The sequence below is a fragment of the Treponema sp. UBA7567 genome, assembly GCF_002476655.1.
GTDB lineage: Bacteria > Spirochaetota > Spirochaetia > Treponematales > Treponemataceae > Treponema_D.
The window spans coordinates 26,171-44,323 of record NZ_DLLH01000017.1 but is presented as its reverse complement, the minus strand read 5'-3'; the positions used below and the strand labels follow the sequence as shown (position 1 = coordinate 44,323).

Here is an 18,153-nt window from a genome sequence, read left to right as displayed (position 1 = left end):
AGCAAATTGGAAAACGAATTTACTATAGTTCTTTCAGATCCGGAGATTCTTTCTCAGGTTTGTGGAACGAATGACAGCAATTTAAAGCTCATCGAACAGCATCTTGGAGTCAGCATTTTTACAAAAGGAAACGAACTTTCAATTGCTGAAGCTTCCGCTGAAATTCAGCAGAAATTCAAGTTCATAATCGACCGTCTTAGCGATGAAATCTCTGAGAATAGGCTTGAAAACAGTATTTCTGGTTCCGAACTGATTGAATCTGTTCTGAATACTGGAGTTGAAAATTTTGATGCTCAGAAATTTTCAATTTCAATTCCAGGAAGCACGAGAAAAATTTATCCAAAAACAAAAAATCAGGCAAAACTCATCCAGTCGTTCCGAAAAAATGACATGGTTTTTGCAACAGGTCCTGCAGGAAGCGGAAAAACTTTTCTTGCCGTTGCAGAAAGCCTGCGTCTTCTTTTAAGCCATAAAATAAGTTCAATTATTCTTGTGCGTCCGGTTGTCGAGGCTGGAGAAAGTCTTGGTTTTTTGCCGGGAGATATGCAGGACAAAATAAATCCTTATTTAAGGCCCCTTTATGATTCTATGAGCGCCTGTATTCCTTCAGAAATGGTGAAAAAATTTCAGGAGAATGGTATAATTGAAGTTGCGCCTTTGGCTTATATGCGCGGACGTACCTTGAGCAATGCGGCTGTAATTCTTGACGAAGCGCAGAATACGACGTGTGAACAGATGAAAATGTTCCTTACCCGAACCGGAGAGAATTCAAAAGTGTTTATAACGGGAGATGTTACTCAAATAGATCTTCCGAAAAAAATTCCATCTGGTCTGGTTCAGGCACTTGAAATTTTAAAAAGTATAGAAGAAATAAGCATGGTTGAACTTGACGGCGAAGATGTCGTTCGTTCACCGCTTGTTAAAAAAATTGTACAGGCTTATGAAAATGACAAAAGCGAATAACGGAAAAAATTCTTTTTTTTATGATTTATTTCATTCTGCACTTGAATATGTAAAGAAAAACTGGGCGATTCTGCTTGTTTTTTCAATTACATTTTTGGTTTCTGCCGTAATTGTTTATTTTGACGCGAGCACGCGGCAGACTATTGCTTCTTTTTCGATTGACGAATATGAACCGGGAATGGTTGCCGACAAGACAATCATTGCTACGACAAATCTTGCAGCCGATGATCAGTTTCCGATTGCGGTCGAAGAAGGCGAAAAAGTAATAAGAAAAGGTTTTCCAATTGCGGAAGAGGATTATTTAAAACTGCGAAAGATGGCGGCATCTCCGTCCTACATTGATTACAGGGTTTTCGCGGACAATATTCTGTTTCTTATGCTTGTTTCTGCGATGGCATTTTTGCTTTTTTCTCCTGTCTGCCTAGGACGCAAGGTTGAGCTTAAAGAAATTATTCTTGCCTCTCTGCTTTTTGTAGTTGTTTTTGGAGTTGCCTGTTTTGGCGACAAGGCTCCGCTTTTTCAGGGAATTTTCAATCTTCCTGTAATTATTCCTTCTGGATTGTGCGTTGCTTTGATTACGATTCTTTTTGGACAGATTTTTGGACTTTATTTTTCGATATTGATTTCTTTTGGAGTGCTCTGTGCCTGCAATTTTGAATTGATTCCATTTTTGTATACACTTGCATCTTCTCTCTCAATCGTAAAAATTCTCCGTACGATAGAAAACAGAATTGATATGATTTTTTCTTCGATAGGTGTTGCCGTTCTGAACGTAATTTATATCTGCGTGTTAAAAGTTATCTTTAATGATAATTTTTCTGACTGCGTATTCCCGCTTGCAGGAGTTGCATTTAACGGTTTTATTTCTGGTATTCTTGCGCTTGGTCTTCTTACACCGCTTGAAGTTGTAATGAATACGGCTTCGGTTTTCAGGCTCATGGATTTAAGCGATCAGAATTCTCCTGTCTTGAGAAAACTTTTGCTTACAGCCAGCGGAACTTATCAGCACAGCATAATGGTAAGCCAGCTTGCAGAAAGCGCCTGCAAGGAAATCGGGGCAAATTCGCTTTTGGCGAGAGTTGCGGCTCTTTACCACGATATTGGAAAAATGGAGCATCCTGAGTATTTTACGGAAAATAACATTGATTCTGAAAATAAACATACGGATTTAAACCCGTCGCTTTCGGTTTCAATTATAAAAAGTCATTTGCGCCTGAGCGTTGAAAAGGCTCATCAAATGCATCTTCCTGCCCAGGTTGTAAATATTATTGCAGAGCACCATGGAAATTCTGTAATTTCGTATTTTTTCAACAAGGCAAAAGAAAAAGATCCGAACGCGAACGAAGCAGATTTCCGTTATGACGGAAAACTTCCCTCTACAAAAGAAAGCGCTGTAGTCATGCTTGCCGATGTTGTTGAAGCTGCCTGCAAATCTTTGGAAAAGCCAACAGCACAGCGTCTTGAAAAATTTATTCAGCAGCTGATTGAAGCAAAAATTGCGGCAAGACAGCTGGACGACTGCGCCCTTACTTACGGCGAAATGACAAAAATAAAAAATACTTTCGTTTCGATTCTTGCGGCATATTATCACGGACGCATAAAGTATCAAAATCAGGATTCAACGGATTCTTCTACTTCTGAAAAAAATAATTCTGAAGGTGAAAAAAATGAATAGAGTTCTTGTTTCTATGCAGGACGGACTTAGCGAGCCTGCCTGGTTTGGAAAAATTGAAAAATATGAACAGGAAGTTTTAAAAAGACTTGGTTTTGACGGTCAGGAACTTTCGATTTTGTTTTGCAACGATGAGTTTATTCAGGAATTGAATAAAAATTACCGTGAAATAGATGCTCCAACTGACATTCTTTCCTTTGAAAATGGTGAAGAATACACTGATGAAAACGGAATAAAATGGTTCAGTGCGGGCGACATTATAATTTCTCTTGATACATTGCCAAAAAATGCAGAATATTTTAAGGTTACACAGAATGAAGAATTAAAAAGGCTTTTGATTCACGGAACCTTGCATTTAAATGGAATGGATCACGGAGAAGAGCATGTCGGCGAAGGTCTTGAAATAAAAAGTCCGATGCTGAAAAAACAGGAAGAAGTTTTAAAAACTTTTTCTGATGCCGATCTTATTTAAGCATTAAAAGCGCGTCTTAAGATTTAAAAATTTCAAGACGCGCTAAAAAATAAAAAGGGATTTTATGAGTATTTTTGGTTTAGGAAAGAAAAAAGACGACGGTTCAAATTCAAATTTTTCTGGAAAAAACGGCAATGAGCAGTCAGAAAGTCAGGATAATTTAAGTTTAATTGAAGAAAAAAAAGATATGATAAAAGGAATCGAGGATTTGTCAGAAACTTCTGTAAAGGAAGTTATGATTCCCCGGATTGATGTCGACTTTCTTTCGATTGATACTCCTCAGGAAGAACTCCTTGCAAAAATTGCAGAAAGCGGACATTCGCGTTTTCCTGTTTATTCGGAATCAATCGACAATGTGCTTGGAATTCTTTATGTAAAGGATTTGCTTGCCGTGATTTCAAAAAATCAGGAAATTGACCTTGAGAAACTGCTTAGAAAGGCATATTTTGTTCCTGAATCAAAAAAAATCGACGGACTTTTGCGCGAGTTTAAAAGGCGCCATATTCATATTGCAATTGCCGTTGACGAATATGGTGGAGTGAGCGGTGTCGTCTGCATGGAAGACATTATTGAAGAAATCGTTGGCGATATTCAGGACGAATTTGACAACGAAAGGGAAGATATTCTTGCGATTGGAAATCAAATTTGGCTTTGCGACGCAAGGGTCAATCTCGAAGATTTGAACGAAAACATAAATTCAAACTTTCCGACGGAAGATTTTGATACTCTAGGCGGTTTTGTCCTCGATCTTTTTGGAAGAATTCCTGTAAAATATGAAAAAATTAATTGGGGCGGCTTTGAATTTATCGTTCAAGATATGGAAGGCCACCGCGTAAATCTTATTAAAGTTATAAAAAAAGCAGAATCAGAAGAATCGGAAAAAGAATAACGTTAAAAGATGTTCGATTTACTTTTGGGTGGGAGAAAATGAAAAAAATTGCTTTGCCGATTTTAGTTTTTTTTATTCACTGTGCATTTTTTGCGCAGGCCGAAAATCTTTCTGCCTTAAAACATTATGAGCGCGGTCAAGAATTTGAGGCGGAAGAAAACTGGTATTCGGCCAGTGAAGAGTTTCAGCTTGCGCTTCAGGAAAATCCTTCTTTTGGAGAAGCGTGGTTTTTGCTTGCAAAGGCGACTTATGAACTTAATGATTTTGAGCTTTGTCTTGATTATCTGGACAGCGCGCAAAAATTCATAAAAGACCGCACCGATGTTTTGAATTTGCGCGGAATGTGCCTTATTTCGTTGCGCCGTTTGGACGAGGCGCAGAAAATTTTTAAGGAAATTTTGCATAAGTATCCTAACAATATTGAGTCGCGTTTTGGGCTTGCAGAAATTGAGCTTTACAACGGAAGTTTTGATTCTGCCAGAAGTTTTTATCTTGATGCGCTAAAACGTCAAAAAACAAACAGAAAAGCTCTTCTTTCGCTTGCGCTTCTTGCTTCGGAAACGGGAAAAGATGAACTTTCTGAAAATTACATTCAACAGGCTCTAAAAAGCCATCCGTCAGAAAGTGAAGTTTATTATTTTGCAGCGTACTTAAAGGCAAAAAAAGGCGACTTTGCTGAAGCCGAAAAAAAAGCGCGTTCCGCTCTTCAGTTAAAGACTGATTTTTATCAGGCTTATATGCTTCTTTCTTCGATTCTTTATGAACAAAAAAAATATGATGAAGTAATAGATATTTGCGATTATCTTATCGACAAAGACCGAAATACAATTGCAGCCTGGTATCTGAAAGGACTTTCGCTTTCCCGTCAGAAAAATTTTGATTCCGCGCTTGAAATTTTGTCTGCGGCGCTTGCAATTGAGCCTGAGGATGAAATTCTGCGAAGCGCGCTTGAGCTTCTTGTTGATAAAAATTTGCCGCTTGAAGATACAAGGCGTTCAGCTTGGGCGCAGTTTCATATTTTAAAGGCGAGGGAATATGCAAAATTTTTCAAAGGCGAGCAGGCAAGGTACGAATATCAGCGCGCCCTAAAAATTGATCCGAACAACATAATTGCTAGAAGTGAATTTGCCGCAGAAATTTACAAACTCGGTCAAAATGAGCTTTATTTGGAGCAGCTTTCGTTTATAAAAAATAATGAAAAAATTGACGAAAAAACTCTTTCGGATGAAGAAAAATATACTTACACAAAAACTAACGATACTATTGAAGCTCTTTCTTCGCTTATGAAATATTCTCTGAGCGCGAAATGGAATGTTGAGCCGTTCTATCTTGATAAAATCAGATGGAATATCGGGCTTTATTATACAAGACAAAACGCAGTTCTTTTGCATCCAGATTCTCAGGAAATCGCCGCTGAAATGGCAAGTGAAAGTTTTAACGGAATTGCGGTTACTGCGGTTAATGTTGAAAAAAATCCTGTTGCGAACTTTGGAGAGGCTTTTTTGAAGGCACGAAAAAGTTCTCAGGATTATTTTATTTTGATGAATTTTGAGGAAACTGAGCGTGAAGTAAGTCTTGATGCGGCCGTTTACAATGGCAGAAACGGAATAAAAATAAGCGAATTTAATCTATTTAGAACTGGAAATGACAGGTTTTCGTCGATAATCCGCTCTTTTAGAAGAAATGTCTTGAATTTGCTTCCGGCGCGTGGAAAAATTCTTGCAAGAAGCGGAAATAAAATTCTTATTGACATGGGAAAAAACGAGGGAATTGAAAAAGGAACTGTTTTGGACGTAGTAAAAAAAGGAAATGTCCGGACCTGCGATTCAAAGCCGGGAGTAAGTTTTGATGAGAAATTTGCTCTTGGGCAGATTGAAATAGAAAAAAGCGATGAAGAAATTTCTCAAGGAATTCTAACTCAAAAAAGTTTTTATGACCGGGTGAATATTGGAGATGAAGTTTTGGTAAAAAAAATTCCTGAAAAAAAGGAAAGTTCTCAGTCTGTAACTGCGGATGTAAATCCTTCTGCGGATGAAAACGGAAATCCATACTCAAGGACGGAAAAGCTTACTGCGGAAGAGCTTGGCCTTGTAAAAACTCCGGCTTTTTTGGATTTAATAAGAAAAATTTACTAGTCAGAAAATGTGGCAGGGGGTGTAGAGGCGCCTTTGGCGTTGTCTGCTGCTGGCAGCAGGCAATGGAGCGCGAGGACGCGGAACCTCGGAACACCCGGTTTTTGCTATGCAAAAAGCCACCCGAATCTTAAAAAACACTTAAAAAATTCCCATTTGTATAATCTGTAAAAATTTACTATACTTTTTATCTATGAAAAATATCAAAACGACTAAACGGCTTATCACTTCGGCTTTGCCTTATGTAAACAATATTCCGCATCTTGGAAACCTTATCCAGATGCTTTCCGCTGATGTTTTCGCGCGTTTCTGCCGCTCACGTGGCTACGAGACAATGTATGTGTGCGGAACTGACGAGTATGGAACTGCAACGGAGACAAAGGCTCTTCAGGACAAAAAGACTCCGCGCGAGCTTTGCGATTACTATTACAAGATTCACAAGGAAATTTACGAGTGGTTTAACATTGCATTCGACAAATTCGGACGTACTTCAAACGAGGAATGTACTGAAATCACTCAGTCAATGTTCAATGACTTGGACAAGAACGGCTTCATAAAGGAGCACACTAGCCAGCAGCTTTTCTGCCCGAAATGCCAGATGTTCCTTGCCGACCGCTACGTTGACGGAACTTGCCCGAAATGCGGCGCGACAGACGCGAGAGGAGACCAGTGCGACAGCTGCGGAACTCTTCTTGACCCGACACAGCTTTTGAATCCTAAATGCCACACTTGCGGCTCGACTCCTGAAGTGCGCGAGACAAAGCATCTTTACATTGACTTGCCTTCAATCGCGCCGAAACTTGAGGAATGGATGAAGAATGCAAGTGTCGAGGGAAAATGGGCGCAGAACGCGATTCAGATGACACGCGCATGGATTCGGGACGGCTTGAACGAGCGCGCAATCACACGCGACCTGAAATGGGGAATTCCTGTTCCAAAGTCTGGCTACGAGAACAAAGTCTTCTACGTCTGGTTCAACGCTCCAATCGGATATATGTCAATCACAAAGCAGCTTGAAGACGAGCTGAAATCTGCCGGAAAAAAATCTTTTGACTGGAAAAAATGGTGGCTTCCGTCAGAAAGCGATGAGAAATTCGCCGAAGACGACGCGAAAATCGAGCTTTTCCAGTTCATCGGAAAGGACAATATTCCGTTCCACACAGTTGTTTTCCCTTGCTCAGAAATCGGAACGGGCAGAGACTACACAAAGCTTTATCATATGTCATCGACAGAATTCCTGAACTATGAGGACGGAAAATTCTCAAAGTCAAAAGGAGTAGGCGTTTTCGGCTCAGACGCGAAAGAGTCTGGAATTCCAAGCGACGCGTGGAGATTCTACATTTACTACAACCGCCCGGAAAATCAGGACTACCAGTTCACTTGGAAGGACTTTCAGGAAAAATACAACAAGGAGCTGATTGGAAATCTCGGAAATCTTGTGAACCGCACTTTGCTTTTCATCAACAAGAACTACGGCGGAAAGATTCCTGAAGGCAAAAAGGACGAGGCTTTGTGGGCGCAGATCGAAGAAAAAGAGAAAAAAGCGACAGAGCTTCTTGAATGGGCTGAGATAAAAGACGCTCTCCACACAATCATGGAGATTTCGGACATCGCGAACAAGGCATTCCAGGCGGCTGAGCCGTGGAAGACAATCAAGACCGACAAGGCTGTTGCGGACAACATTCTCTACAATCTCGCATACGTAATCAAGGACCTGATGATTCTTCTCGAGCCTTATCTTCCGACTTACACCCAGATTATCGCGGGCTATCTTGGAAAGAAAATTTATTCGGCGACATTCGCAGAGCCTTGCGCAGAAGAATCTTTGACATGGAGCGACTTGGGAAAAATCGAGGGCTTGGACACAATCGCCGAGACTTCGGTTTACTTTACTCCGCTTGACAACAAGACTGTTGACGCTTTCCGTTCTAAATTCGCAGGAAAAAAAGAAGAAAAGCTTGAGAAAAAGGAAAACAAGAGCAAAAAGGCGAAAAAAGAAGAGCCGAAGCCGGCTTTAACGCCTGAGCAGCAGATTGACTTTTTCAATAAGAACATCGAGCTTCGCGTGGCAAAAATTGTCGATGTAAAGCCGAATCCGGAAGGCGAGAAGCTTTATATCGAGACTCTCGACGACGGAAACGGAAAAACGCGCACAATCCAGTCAGGACTTAGAATGTACCTTAAAGAAAGCGATTTGCTTGGAAAACACGTTGTGATTGCGGCAAACCTTGCTCCGAGAAAAATGCGAGGAGTTGAAAGCTACGGAATGTTGCTCGCAGGCGACTACAAGGACAAAGACGGCAAAGACTGCGTTGAAGTTCTTGACGCTTCATGGGCTGAGCCTGGAACAAAAGTCGTTCTTGAAGGCGCGGACGAAAGCGCGGCAAAAAAAGCCGAAATCACAGGCGACGAATTCTTCTCTGTTTCAATCAACGCTGTGAGCGGCACAGTCGAAATCGCAGGCAAAAAGCTCCTTGCGGCCGGAAAAGAAATCAAGACTGTGAACGCTGTCAATTCTGAAATCGGATAAAATAAAAAATATTTTAGAGCCGCAAAAGCCTGATTATCGCAAAAAAGATGATAAAAACGGCAAGTAACGGCTCTTTGTTTTTATAAAAGTAAAAAAGAATATGTCTATTGAACTTTACATTTTTGACTGCGACGGCGTGATTATAAATTCTGCGGAGGACATTGCATCGGCTGTGAATGTTTCGCTTAAAGAATTCGGCTACTGGCAGATTCCTCTTGAAAAAGTCGTTGAATTTGTGGGCGACGGAACTGAAAAGCTTCTGCTCCGCGCGCTAAAATTCTCCACAAAAAACAAATTCGACGAGAATTCCGCTTACGGAAAAGAAAATTTTCAGAAAATTCTCGATTTTTATCTTAAATATTATTACAGCCACGCGGTCGAAAAGACAAGCCTTTACGCTGGAATAAAAGAGCTTCTCCGCGCCTTGAAAGAAAAAGGAAAAAAAGTCTGCCTGCTTACAAACAAGCCGGAAAAAATCGCCGAAGTGATTTTGAAGAAACTTGATGTTCTCGAATATTTTGACCTTATTACAGGACCTGACACTTTGGACGAGAACGGAGAAAAAATCCAGAAAAAGCCTGCTCCAGACGGACTTGAATATACTTTGCGGAAAATCAATTCAAAATTTGGAACGAAATTTACCGCAAAGAATGCGATTATGTTCGGAGACAGCGCGCAGGACATTCAGGCTGGAAAATCGTTCGGCTGCAAGACTGTCGCTTGCCGCGGCGGACTTGGCAACAAAGGGCTTTTGATGGCGGAAAAGCCTGATTTTTGTTTTTCGGTGGCGAGCGAGATTGAAAAATTCATTGATATTCTTTCAAAAGACGACGGCGTTACCGGGATGGAAAAATACGCGATGAAAAACGAGGTGCCGGTTCTCCAAGATGCCGGAAGCGACTTTATCGCGGACTACATCAAAAATCACGAGATTAAAAATATTCTTGAAATCGGAACAGCGATTGGAACTTCGTCAATCCGTTTTGCGAAAATCCGTGATAACATTCACGTAACGACAATCGAGATTGACTCTGCCCGGTATGCTCAGGCTGTCAAAAATGTTGAAAGTGAAGGCTTGAAAGAAAAAATCACGCTGATTCTAGGCGACGCGCTCACTGCGGAAATCAAAGGAAAATTCGACCTGATTTTTATCGACGCGGCGAAAGCACAGTACATAAATTTCTTCAACAGATATTCTCCGCTTTTGGCTGAAAAAGGCGTGATAATAAGCGATAATCTGTCATTTCACGGAATGGTTGAAGACTTGAGCCTGACACACAACTATAGCACGATAAAACTTGTAAAGAAAATCCGGAAATATATCGACTTTTTGAAAACCAACGAGAATTTTGAGACCGAATTCTTCAAAGTCGGCGACGGAATCGGCGTGAGCAGAAGAAAAAAATTGCACTAATCCAGAGATTTTTGTTTATTTTTGTTAAATGGCGGAAACGTTTTTAAAACAATCTTCTTTCTATTTCCAAATTTTCATTTTTTTGCTAAAATGAGCGAGTTATTATGTCTATTCGTTTTCAACAGTCCGATTTCTGGTGCGATTTTAAAAGTGCGCATGGCTGGAAATCTATAAAAATTGATAAAATCAACGTTCTTTTTAGAATTTTTAAAAAAGGTCCGCTTAAATTTTCTATATGCTATGTTCCTATGGCTCCAGAATTTAAGATGGAAAACTGTGTTCCTGGATTTGAAGTTCATGCGGAAAGTGAAGTTGGCTATGTGAAGTCGCTTGGAGTTCTTTCTGAAACAATAAAAAATAGTCTTTCTGAAAAACCTCTTTTTATAAGGTTTGATGTTCCTCTTGACATGCCTTCGGTTGAAATTAGAGATGAGTATCTTTCAAGGCTTGGTGAGCTTTCAAAAATTGCCGGTGTAAACTTAAAAAAAAGCAAGACTGATATTCAGCCTCCTGACAGCACTTTTTTGGATTTATCTCTTTCTGAAGATGAGCTTTTAAAAAATATGAAAAGCAAATGGCGCTACAACATACGCTACGCTTCAAAGCACGGAGTTGAAGTTCGCGCGGTTGATGCGGATTCTGCGGATTTTGAGAAGGATTTAAATTCATTCTATTCGCTTTACAGGCAGACTGCTTCTCGTGACGGAATTGGACTTCATCCTCTTTCTTACTATCGTGATTTGCTCGAACGAGGTGCAGAATCGTCAAAATCTGGCTCAGAAAAAAGAACGAAAATCACCCTTTATATAGCAAGCCATGAAGGTGAAGATTTGGCCGCAATAATAACTCTTTTTCAAGATAACGAGGCGGTTTATCTTTATGGATGCTCGTCAAACAATAAGCGTAATTTAATGCCGAATTATCTTGTGCAGTGGACTGCAATTTGCGATGCAAAGAATTACGGCTCAAAAATATATGATTTTTACGGAATTCCTCCGACGGGAAGCGAAAATCATCCTATGCACGGGCTTTATCTTTTTAAGACGGGGTTTGGCGGGCGGGAAGTGCACAGACCTGGAAGTGTAGACATTCCGCTGTCAAAATTTTATGGACTTTACTGTCTGGCAGAAAGTTTGCGTGCATTTTATCACAAAAAAATTATGAAAAAAATCAGGGGAAGATTGTAGGAGAAATATTATCAAAATTTTGATATGTTCTAATTCCTTGTAATATATGCACATAATAAAAAGTCTATCTTGATTTTTTATTTCCGTGTGCATAAAATGTATACAATTTGTACCGAAAAAAAAATCCCCCTTAAATTGCTATGCACGGAGCATATTTTCTTTACAAGAGAAAGTTAAAAAAGGGAATAGTGTGGTATTACAAAGCCTACAAGCCCGATGGCACATTATCCACTGGTAAATCTACCGGGCAAACTTCTAAACAAAATGCCAGGGCGTATTGCGACAATCTGCTTCAACGTGGTTTCTTGTTTAACGGAATATCCATCTCGTTTCAGTCCTATGCAAGCGGCTGGTTTAGCGAAGGCTCTTCGTGGCTAGAAAATAAGCTTATTGAAAGTTCCGAAGATTCTCCATCTATTTCTAAGCGTACACTTTATCAATATGAACTGTCCTTAAATAAACATATACTTCCTTATTTTGGACATTTGAGAATGAATGAAATTACACCAAATACAGTAAAATCATTCAGAACGATGTTATTAAATGAAAAGGGGATTAGCCGGGGCACTATAAATAATGTTGTGAAAGCACTTAAAATTATTTTAGATACTGCTTTAGCCGACGATGTTATGGTTCACAATGCTATGAGAGGAATAACATCTTTACGAGAAAACTGTTCTACAAGAGATGCCTTCACTTATGAAGAAGCAGTCAAGATTTTTGATTATAAATGGCAAGATAAATCAAATAAACTTTTGATGTTAGTCGCAGCCCTTACTGGAATGAGAATAGGGGAACTTCTCGCTATAGGCAAGGACAGACTTCACGAAAAATACATTGATGTATCTTTACAAAATTTCAGAGGAACTCTTATTAGTTGTAAAACTAAAATTGGAAGAAAAGTTCCTATTCCTAAATTGTTCATTGGCTGAACTTAAACACGACACTACCTACTGGCTCGGAACTGCCGTTGTTATTAAGCTATTATTCTTGGTTTATGTTTGTCGAGAACTGTGCGGATTTTACTTTAGCACCCGGCATACAACGAATGAACCTGCAAGATGCTATAAGCGTTCTTAATAAGCTGCTTATAGACCACAAAATCATAATGAAAGTTATGCAATAAGGAGTGTATATAATGGAAAATAAAAACGAATACGCAATAACGAACGTTTTACAGAGTTTGGAAAATGCTATAACATATTGTAGTTACCTAAACGAATCAAGCATTAGGTGGGAACTTGAGGAACTTTTTGAACGAACAAAAAAGTCTTTCGAGCGAAAATACAATAAGGCAATAAAGGAGAATTGATATGGAAAATGCAACTAGGAAAGTAAGCCTTTATAGGGACGGTGAGAGATTGGCAATCTATACATTAGGCAAGGTTCTTGGGGTTCCTCTTGCGATAAGAAATAGTATTGATGAGCAGGATTTGAATGAAATCGTAAATAAGACAACTCTTGATGATTTAGTTTTTATGCCGCCTAAAATGGTTGCAGATTGTTTCATTTTGTTTTTCAGAAAAAGATATTCTGTTGATTCTTTGTTCAAGAAATACATCAATTACTTGGCGACAAGATAAAGGAGGTTCTGTGGATTATAAAGACATTGATTTTGACCCGGAGTTGTCTGGGTATTACAAGCTGTGTCTAAACAATGGTTATGTCGGTATCAATAGAATCTATTGCTACTGCGTAAAACACGAGTGCTTTGTTAGTAACAAACAGGCAAAGCACAGACATTGTAAAGAGAATTGCAAACATAAACGGCTTCTAAATGAGGTTGAACTGTAAAAGGCTAGGTTAATTCCTAGCCTTTTTTATTTTCCAGGAGCGTGTATGGAAGAATTACTCAACTACTTGAAAGAAGATGTTCAGACAGTTTTAGTGGACATTGAAAAAGACAACACTCAGACAAGCGATTTTAACTATCACCTTGAGATGTTGTATTCGTCAATTTCTGCATACCTTGCAGAAACATATAGCAAAACAAAGCGGACAGTTTGGGAAACTGTAGCAAAAAAAACAGGAGGAATATATGAAAATCAATGTTAAAGCAATTGAATCAACGAACTAGGACAGATGCGGTTTAACAAGTTACAAGGACACTATAAGTCCTTGTAACATTATTAAGATTATATGATAAAATAAATATGGAGAACAAAAGGATGGAACAATTAAAAATTGGCGATATTATTTTGAAAAACAAGATAATAATAAGCCGTGAGAATTATAATCAAGCCTTTCCCAAAGGAATATCTCCTTTGATAAAAGGAATATTTTTGGGAGAAATAAAACTTAATTCAGACACTGATGAAAAGGTTAAACTGTACTTGAATGTTTCTGACTACTTTAATAAAAGTATGGATGCCAAAGAGTTAAAAAATTTGAAGCTATCGCTACCGTCTATTGAAATGTTAAAAGCAATTTATAAAAGTAGAAAAGCATTTCAAATAGATGATATAAAATTCAAAAAATCTTGGTATTGGTCATCATCACAAGCAGCCAAAAATGAATATTATATATTTAATTTTGGCAACGGAAAAACTTCTGTGGCAAAGACTGATAAAAAATACTATGTAATGACTGTCTGGAAATTATAAAAAACATAATAAAACAAAAGGAACGAGGACACTATATGTCCTCGTTGTTATTTTAAAATATAAAAGGAGTGTATATGGGATATGTAACTTACGATTCTCTGTTTGGTGAGGGATATGATAATTACGATGTTATATACAGTCAGATGGATAGGGCGGAGGAAATTACTGGTTATGATGAGTTTAGTTCTCAAAGAAACGAAGCTGAAAAATATGCGGCATCAGATTTAAGAAGAACTAGAAGTGGCAGAAAATCTTACTGGGATGAAGTATGGGAGGGAAAATTTGATAATTAAATAAAATCAATAATCTAACTTATATTTTCCGTCGTTATTAAGTAACAAAGTGCTTAATTATTTATGCTGGGTGGGAGACAGGAGTTATGAATAATGAACTCTACAAAAGATTACACCCATCGTGAACTGCTATTACAGATAAAGGCGGTTGGCAATCGTTTGAATTTACCAACAATCATAGCAAAGAAATTTTATTATGGTTATCTGGTAAACGAAAAAGATAAGCCTAGAATATATAAATTATTAACTGGACAATCATTAGATTTAACTACAGAATAAAATTATAAGGAGAACTGAAATATGATGGATGCAGCACAAGAATCTAGATATGTAGAGGATAAAATAACAAACAACATTTTCCAAGAAATATTAAAAATTGAAGGAGATAAAAAACTTATGGAAGATGCCTATTTTCGTGGCAGGAAAGTTTTTTATAAAAAGAAACTTTCTGAATTTTATCAACTACTGCCAAGACTTCCCACTTCCGGTGAAATAAGTTCGGTCGCAAGCGAGCTTACATGGGGATGGGGAGTATCTGAACTAACTTGCGAAGCAAGAATAATCGAAGAAAACAGGGAACATTATGTTCTGTTTAGGTCAAAGCCGGTAGATATGAGCGGATGGAAATTTAACTAATTATAGGAGAATAAATATTATGAGAGCAAAAAATGAATCTTTTATCACATCGGCAAATAAAATCAAATTCACAAAAGAAAATGTTTTGGCACTTTTGACACCTTTAAGAACGCTTGATTTAGAAGAACAGGTTGTAATTACTGTGAAAGGCGAGGAAGGCAGAGGCGAGATTTTGTCTATGTATTACATTGGCAAAGACAGAAAAGAAGGGCAGGTTACACCGGATAAGAAACTTTTTGAAAAAGTATTTACAGAAGATGTAACCGGAGTAATAGTTTCCCATAATCATCCTCATGGTGATGGCTTCCCGTCTACTAATGATATTGGTGCAACGAAATGTGATAAACAGATATGTGATAATCACGATGTTGAATTTATTGACCATATAATAGTTGGTGCTAAATATTTTTATTCCTTTAAGGACGAAAAAATGTTAGATTGCGATTTGAATAAATATAAAAAGGTTGCTCCTAAATGGTATAGACCTAAAATTGCAGTTGAAGCATTAGAAGACGATTCTGAAAACTATTTAACTATGCTTGAAATTATGACGGATTCAATGGAATCGTATAAAGAAGAAATATCTAATTCTAAAAAAGAAAATCGACAACCAGATATTTCAGAGATAGATATTGAAATATGGAGAAATAATTTATCAGATTTAAAAGATTTTTATAAACAGCATAGCAAAATTTTGAATATTGCAAAGGCAAAGTCTTTGCAAAAATCTATGAAAGGTTTTATAAAGAAATTCATAAAGTTTTCTAAAGAATTAGAAAAAAACATAAAAGCGTAAAAGAATTAAAGGAGAGCCTATGAAAAAGTGTGGTTACATTTCGTGTAAATCCAATGAAGATTACATTGAACTCTACAAAAATATGAAGGCAAAAGCTGACAACATAGACAGGACGAAACAGAGCGATTTTTATAGCAAGAAAGTCTGCCTAAACGAAGAAACTGGAGAGGATTATGCTCCATTTCAGCTGCTCTTTGCTCAAAGTAATGTCGTAAGTCATTATGAAGATTGCTTAGAAACAATATTTTATGATGCAGGAAGTTTTAGCCGCAACCTGGCTTATCGTCTGTTTAAGATAAGTTTTACTATTATAAATCTTATGATATTTATATTAAGACTTATCGTTACACCTGTATCGTTGGTTTTATACGGCATCTTAAAGATTATCCCTTTAATATTCGAGATTCTTGCAAATCTTCCGTCTGTCATTTTTGGAACTATAGATGGAATGTCTGCGTTCATTTCCGAGCTGGGACTTCGTGCGTGCGGAACATCATCGGTAGAATTAGAACTGCATCACGATATATGCTGGGGTCATTCTCTTGTGAATGGACTATTAACTGTAATTTTAGTAGCATCTGCTCCATTTTGGGTTCCATTTGTTGCCGGATGTTTAAATGGTTTCCGGGATGGACTAGGTGGTATGTCTGTGCTTTTTAACGGAGTTTTACACTCTATATTTGTGGTCGCTTTCTGTCCGCTGTTGCTCACTATATTTGGATTTGCCGCCTTGTTTGCTGGACCAGAAGCTGTTAAAGGCTCTATGAGTAAGCACGGAATGGCTATGACTGATGCTGATACAGAACTTCTGAACAATGCGTTTATGACATCTATAATTACATTTGGCGGACTTTCTCTTGTGAGAAAACTCTTCCATAGAGATGATGAAGATTGATTTCATTTCTAAAAAGAAAGTAAATCTTGATAATAAAAAGGCTAGGTTTCTTAAAATAGGTTATCTAGTCTTTTTATTTTAGTTGCAAAGGAGAATGAATATGTTTACTTGGTTTAGATTCAAAAGAAAAATAAAAGAGGAATTAAAGCTCAAACGAAAGCTGATGAGAAAATACCTTAAATGGAAAAAGAAGAACTTTAAGAATATTGACGACCCATTTGTTAGGGTTAAGCTGGATGGAGCGGATATTTCCGATGATAAAATCCAGGCATTGGAGGCTTCTGGTAATTTTTGGGAGAGAGAGGGGTTCGATGCTGCCGAAATAAAAAAAACTTGTTCAGAAAAAAATGTTTTCAGCTTCATCTTAAAGAAAAAATATAAAAATGGGCTTTCCGTTATAAAAGATAAATGGAAGGGCACTGACAATACTGACAAATCATATTGCCTGACAAAATTATCGTGGTACATCTTTTTGACAGAGAAAAAGCAATATAAATATTTGGTCAGACAGTACGCTATAAAGTCTTGGATAACTGAGCATTATGAAACTGTATATTTTAAGTTAAAGAAAAAAGATGATAAATTAGACGATATTGAACTAGCCCGATTAGATAGGAAAGAATTTTATGAAGAGATTTTGTTATCGTTATCTGACTTTTTTAAACATTCAATTTGTGTTTTTATTTGTGTTTTTATAAAAAAATATTACAGTGCAAAGATTTATTTTCCTATATTTATCAAGCAGATTCCTCTTACGCTCCGCCTTATAATACATAAAGAAAATTTGATTATTTCGATTGCTGTTATCGCCATCTCAATTATAATTTTTTGCATAAATAAAATTCTAGGTATAACTGTTCCGCTGTTTATATTTATTATAATTTGCATAATTGTAACAAATAGAGAATCAGAAACTAAAATACAAGAAATGTTAATTGAAAAATATCTAAAATAGGTTATCTATTGATTTTAAGAAAATATTTTATATAATTTTTATATGCTTAACATAGAAGAAGATAAACTTAATGATTTATTAAATCTAAGAAGTCATCATAGCCACAACTTCCTTCATTGGATTGGCAGAAAAAAAAGCGGCAATAAAGCTGTCTTGGATATAAAAGAAATTGTAAAAAATATCGGTTTTGGCGATGATTGGGTCGAATTTTATGATTAGCCCTAATGATTGGTTAGGGCTAATTTTGTACCTGCTTAAATTTTCCCCTCTTTCCTCCTTTGTGTAATCTTTATCAACCAATCAAGAACTGGGTCTGCTTCAAGTTCTCCGCCGAACAGAGCCATAATTTCTTGACGACTGTACCGAATCATTTTTCCCATTCGATAATGAGGAATCTCGTGGCTGTTGGTCATTGTTCTGATTGTCTGTTCTGACACCTTGAGTAATTTTGCGACTTCTTTAGTAGTAAGCAGTTCGTTCATATTGTTCTCCTTATGAGAAAAGATATTAAAACAGACGCTTAATTTTGAGATGGGATAGAATCAGTATATTTACAGCCAAAAAACAGTATTGAAACAAAATATGAAAGCCGATAAAAAATAGAGAATAATTAAAGGAGGACAAGGGGAAATCGTGTATACAAAAATAAATAACGCTTATTCTAATTATTTAGAATTTAGTATATTATCTTCCTATTAAATTCTGCTAAAAAATTA

Annotated in this window: 20 protein-coding genes; 19 read left to right on the top strand and 1 reads right to left on the bottom strand. The window is 37.4% G+C overall.

Features of this window, described 5'->3' with window-relative positions; translation table 11 throughout:
• The first annotated feature begins 6 nt into the window (after nt 1-6).
• The 19 genes from B3Y13_RS01855 to B3Y13_RS01765 all read left to right on the top strand — a co-directional run bounded on the left by B3Y13_RS01855 (nt 7) and on the right by B3Y13_RS01765 (nt 17,656).
• On the top strand, nt 7-963 hold the full coding sequence (locus tag B3Y13_RS01855) for a PhoH family protein (protein ID WP_296023733.1): 957 nt from the start codon (nt 7-9) through the stop codon (nt 961-963).
• Nucleotides 941-2,638, top strand: coding sequence for an HDIG domain-containing metalloprotein (locus B3Y13_RS01850; protein WP_296692369.1), 1,698 nt, complete (start codon nt 941-943; stop codon nt 2,636-2,638). Before B3Y13_RS01855 ends, B3Y13_RS01850 begins: the two co-directional genes overlap by 23 nt.
• Nucleotides 2,631-3,107 carry an rRNA maturation RNase YbeY gene (gene ybeY / locus B3Y13_RS01845; RefSeq protein ID WP_296668264.1) on the top strand — a complete coding sequence of 159 codons (477 nt, stop codon included), beginning with the start codon at nt 2,631-2,633 and terminating at the stop codon, nt 3,105-3,107. Before B3Y13_RS01850 ends, ybeY begins: the two co-directional genes overlap by 8 nt.
• Before the next feature lie 64 nt (nt 3,108-3,171).
• A complete protein-coding gene (locus tag B3Y13_RS01840) occupies nt 3,172-3,996 on the top strand; it encodes a hemolysin family protein (RefSeq protein WP_296023749.1) in 825 nt (274 codons plus the stop codon).
• A gap of 38 nt (nt 3,997-4,034) precedes the next feature.
• Complete coding sequence (locus B3Y13_RS01835; protein WP_296692366.1) at nt 4,035-6,131, top strand: tetratricopeptide repeat protein; 2,097 nt, start codon at nt 4,035-4,037, stop codon at nt 6,129-6,131.
• A gap of 190 nt (nt 6,132-6,321) precedes the next feature.
• On the top strand, nt 6,322-8,658 hold the full coding sequence (gene metG / locus B3Y13_RS01830; protein ID WP_296692364.1) for a methionine--tRNA ligase: 2,337 nt from the start codon (nt 6,322-6,324) through the stop codon (nt 8,656-8,658).
• 100 nt (nt 8,659-8,758) lie between these two features.
• Nucleotides 8,759-10,072, top strand: coding sequence for an HAD hydrolase-like protein (locus tag B3Y13_RS01825; protein ID WP_296692362.1), 1,314 nt, complete (start codon nt 8,759-8,761; stop codon nt 10,070-10,072).
• 104 nt (nt 10,073-10,176) lie between these two features.
• Nucleotides 10,177-11,259, top strand: coding sequence for a lipid II:glycine glycyltransferase FemX (locus B3Y13_RS01820; protein WP_296692360.1), 1,083 nt, complete (start codon nt 10,177-10,179; stop codon nt 11,257-11,259).
• 140 nt (nt 11,260-11,399) lie between these two features.
• Nucleotides 11,400-12,191, top strand: coding sequence for a tyrosine-type recombinase/integrase (locus tag B3Y13_RS01815; protein ID WP_296692358.1), 792 nt, complete (start codon nt 11,400-11,402; stop codon nt 12,189-12,191).
• A gap of 381 nt (nt 12,192-12,572) precedes the next feature.
• On the top strand, nt 12,573-12,842 hold the full coding sequence (locus B3Y13_RS01810; protein ID WP_296692357.1) for a hypothetical protein: 270 nt from the start codon (nt 12,573-12,575) through the stop codon (nt 12,840-12,842).
• 256 nt (nt 12,843-13,098) lie between these two features.
• The gene (locus B3Y13_RS01805; protein ID WP_296692355.1) at nt 13,099-13,314 is read left to right on the top strand and encodes a hypothetical protein; all 216 of its coding nucleotides are present in this window, start codon (nt 13,099-13,101) and stop codon (nt 13,312-13,314) included.
• Between the two features lie 113 nt (nt 13,315-13,427).
• A complete protein-coding gene (locus B3Y13_RS01800) occupies nt 13,428-13,862 on the top strand; it encodes a hypothetical protein (RefSeq protein ID WP_296692353.1) in 435 nt (144 codons plus the stop codon).
• Between the two features lie 74 nt (nt 13,863-13,936).
• The gene (locus B3Y13_RS01795) at nt 13,937-14,155 is read left to right on the top strand and encodes a hypothetical protein (protein WP_296692352.1); all 219 of its coding nucleotides are present in this window, start codon (nt 13,937-13,939) and stop codon (nt 14,153-14,155) included.
• 93 nt (nt 14,156-14,248) lie between these two features.
• Nucleotides 14,249-14,434 carry a hypothetical protein gene (locus B3Y13_RS01790; RefSeq protein ID WP_296022655.1) on the top strand — a complete coding sequence of 62 codons (186 nt, stop codon included), beginning with the start codon at nt 14,249-14,251 and terminating at the stop codon, nt 14,432-14,434.
• Between the two features lie 21 nt (nt 14,435-14,455).
• Nucleotides 14,456-14,791, top strand: a complete 336-nt coding sequence (locus tag B3Y13_RS01785; RefSeq protein ID WP_296692349.1) for a hypothetical protein — start codon at nt 14,456-14,458, stop codon at nt 14,789-14,791.
• A gap of 19 nt (nt 14,792-14,810) precedes the next feature.
• On the top strand, nt 14,811-15,587 hold the full coding sequence (locus B3Y13_RS01780; RefSeq protein ID WP_296692347.1) for a JAB domain-containing protein: 777 nt from the start codon (nt 14,811-14,813) through the stop codon (nt 15,585-15,587).
• 19 nt (nt 15,588-15,606) lie between these two features.
• A complete protein-coding gene (locus tag B3Y13_RS01775) occupies nt 15,607-16,482 on the top strand; it encodes a hypothetical protein (RefSeq protein WP_296692344.1) in 876 nt (291 codons plus the stop codon).
• A gap of 100 nt (nt 16,483-16,582) precedes the next feature.
• Nucleotides 16,583-17,437: a hypothetical protein gene (locus tag B3Y13_RS01770; RefSeq protein ID WP_296692341.1), complete on the top strand. Its 855-nt coding sequence runs from the start codon at nt 16,583-16,585 to the stop codon at nt 17,435-17,437.
• A gap of 42 nt (nt 17,438-17,479) precedes the next feature.
• On the top strand, nt 17,480-17,656 hold the full coding sequence (locus B3Y13_RS01765) for a hypothetical protein (protein WP_296692338.1): 177 nt from the start codon (nt 17,480-17,482) through the stop codon (nt 17,654-17,656).
• 35 nt (nt 17,657-17,691) lie between these two features.
• Here the strand turns inward: B3Y13_RS01765 and B3Y13_RS01760 are convergent, their stop codons facing one another.
• Nucleotides 17,692-17,919, bottom strand: a complete 228-nt coding sequence (locus tag B3Y13_RS01760) for a helix-turn-helix domain-containing protein (RefSeq protein WP_296692336.1) — start codon at nt 17,917-17,919, stop codon at nt 17,692-17,694.
• Between the last annotated feature and the right edge of the window lie 234 nt (nt 17,920-18,153).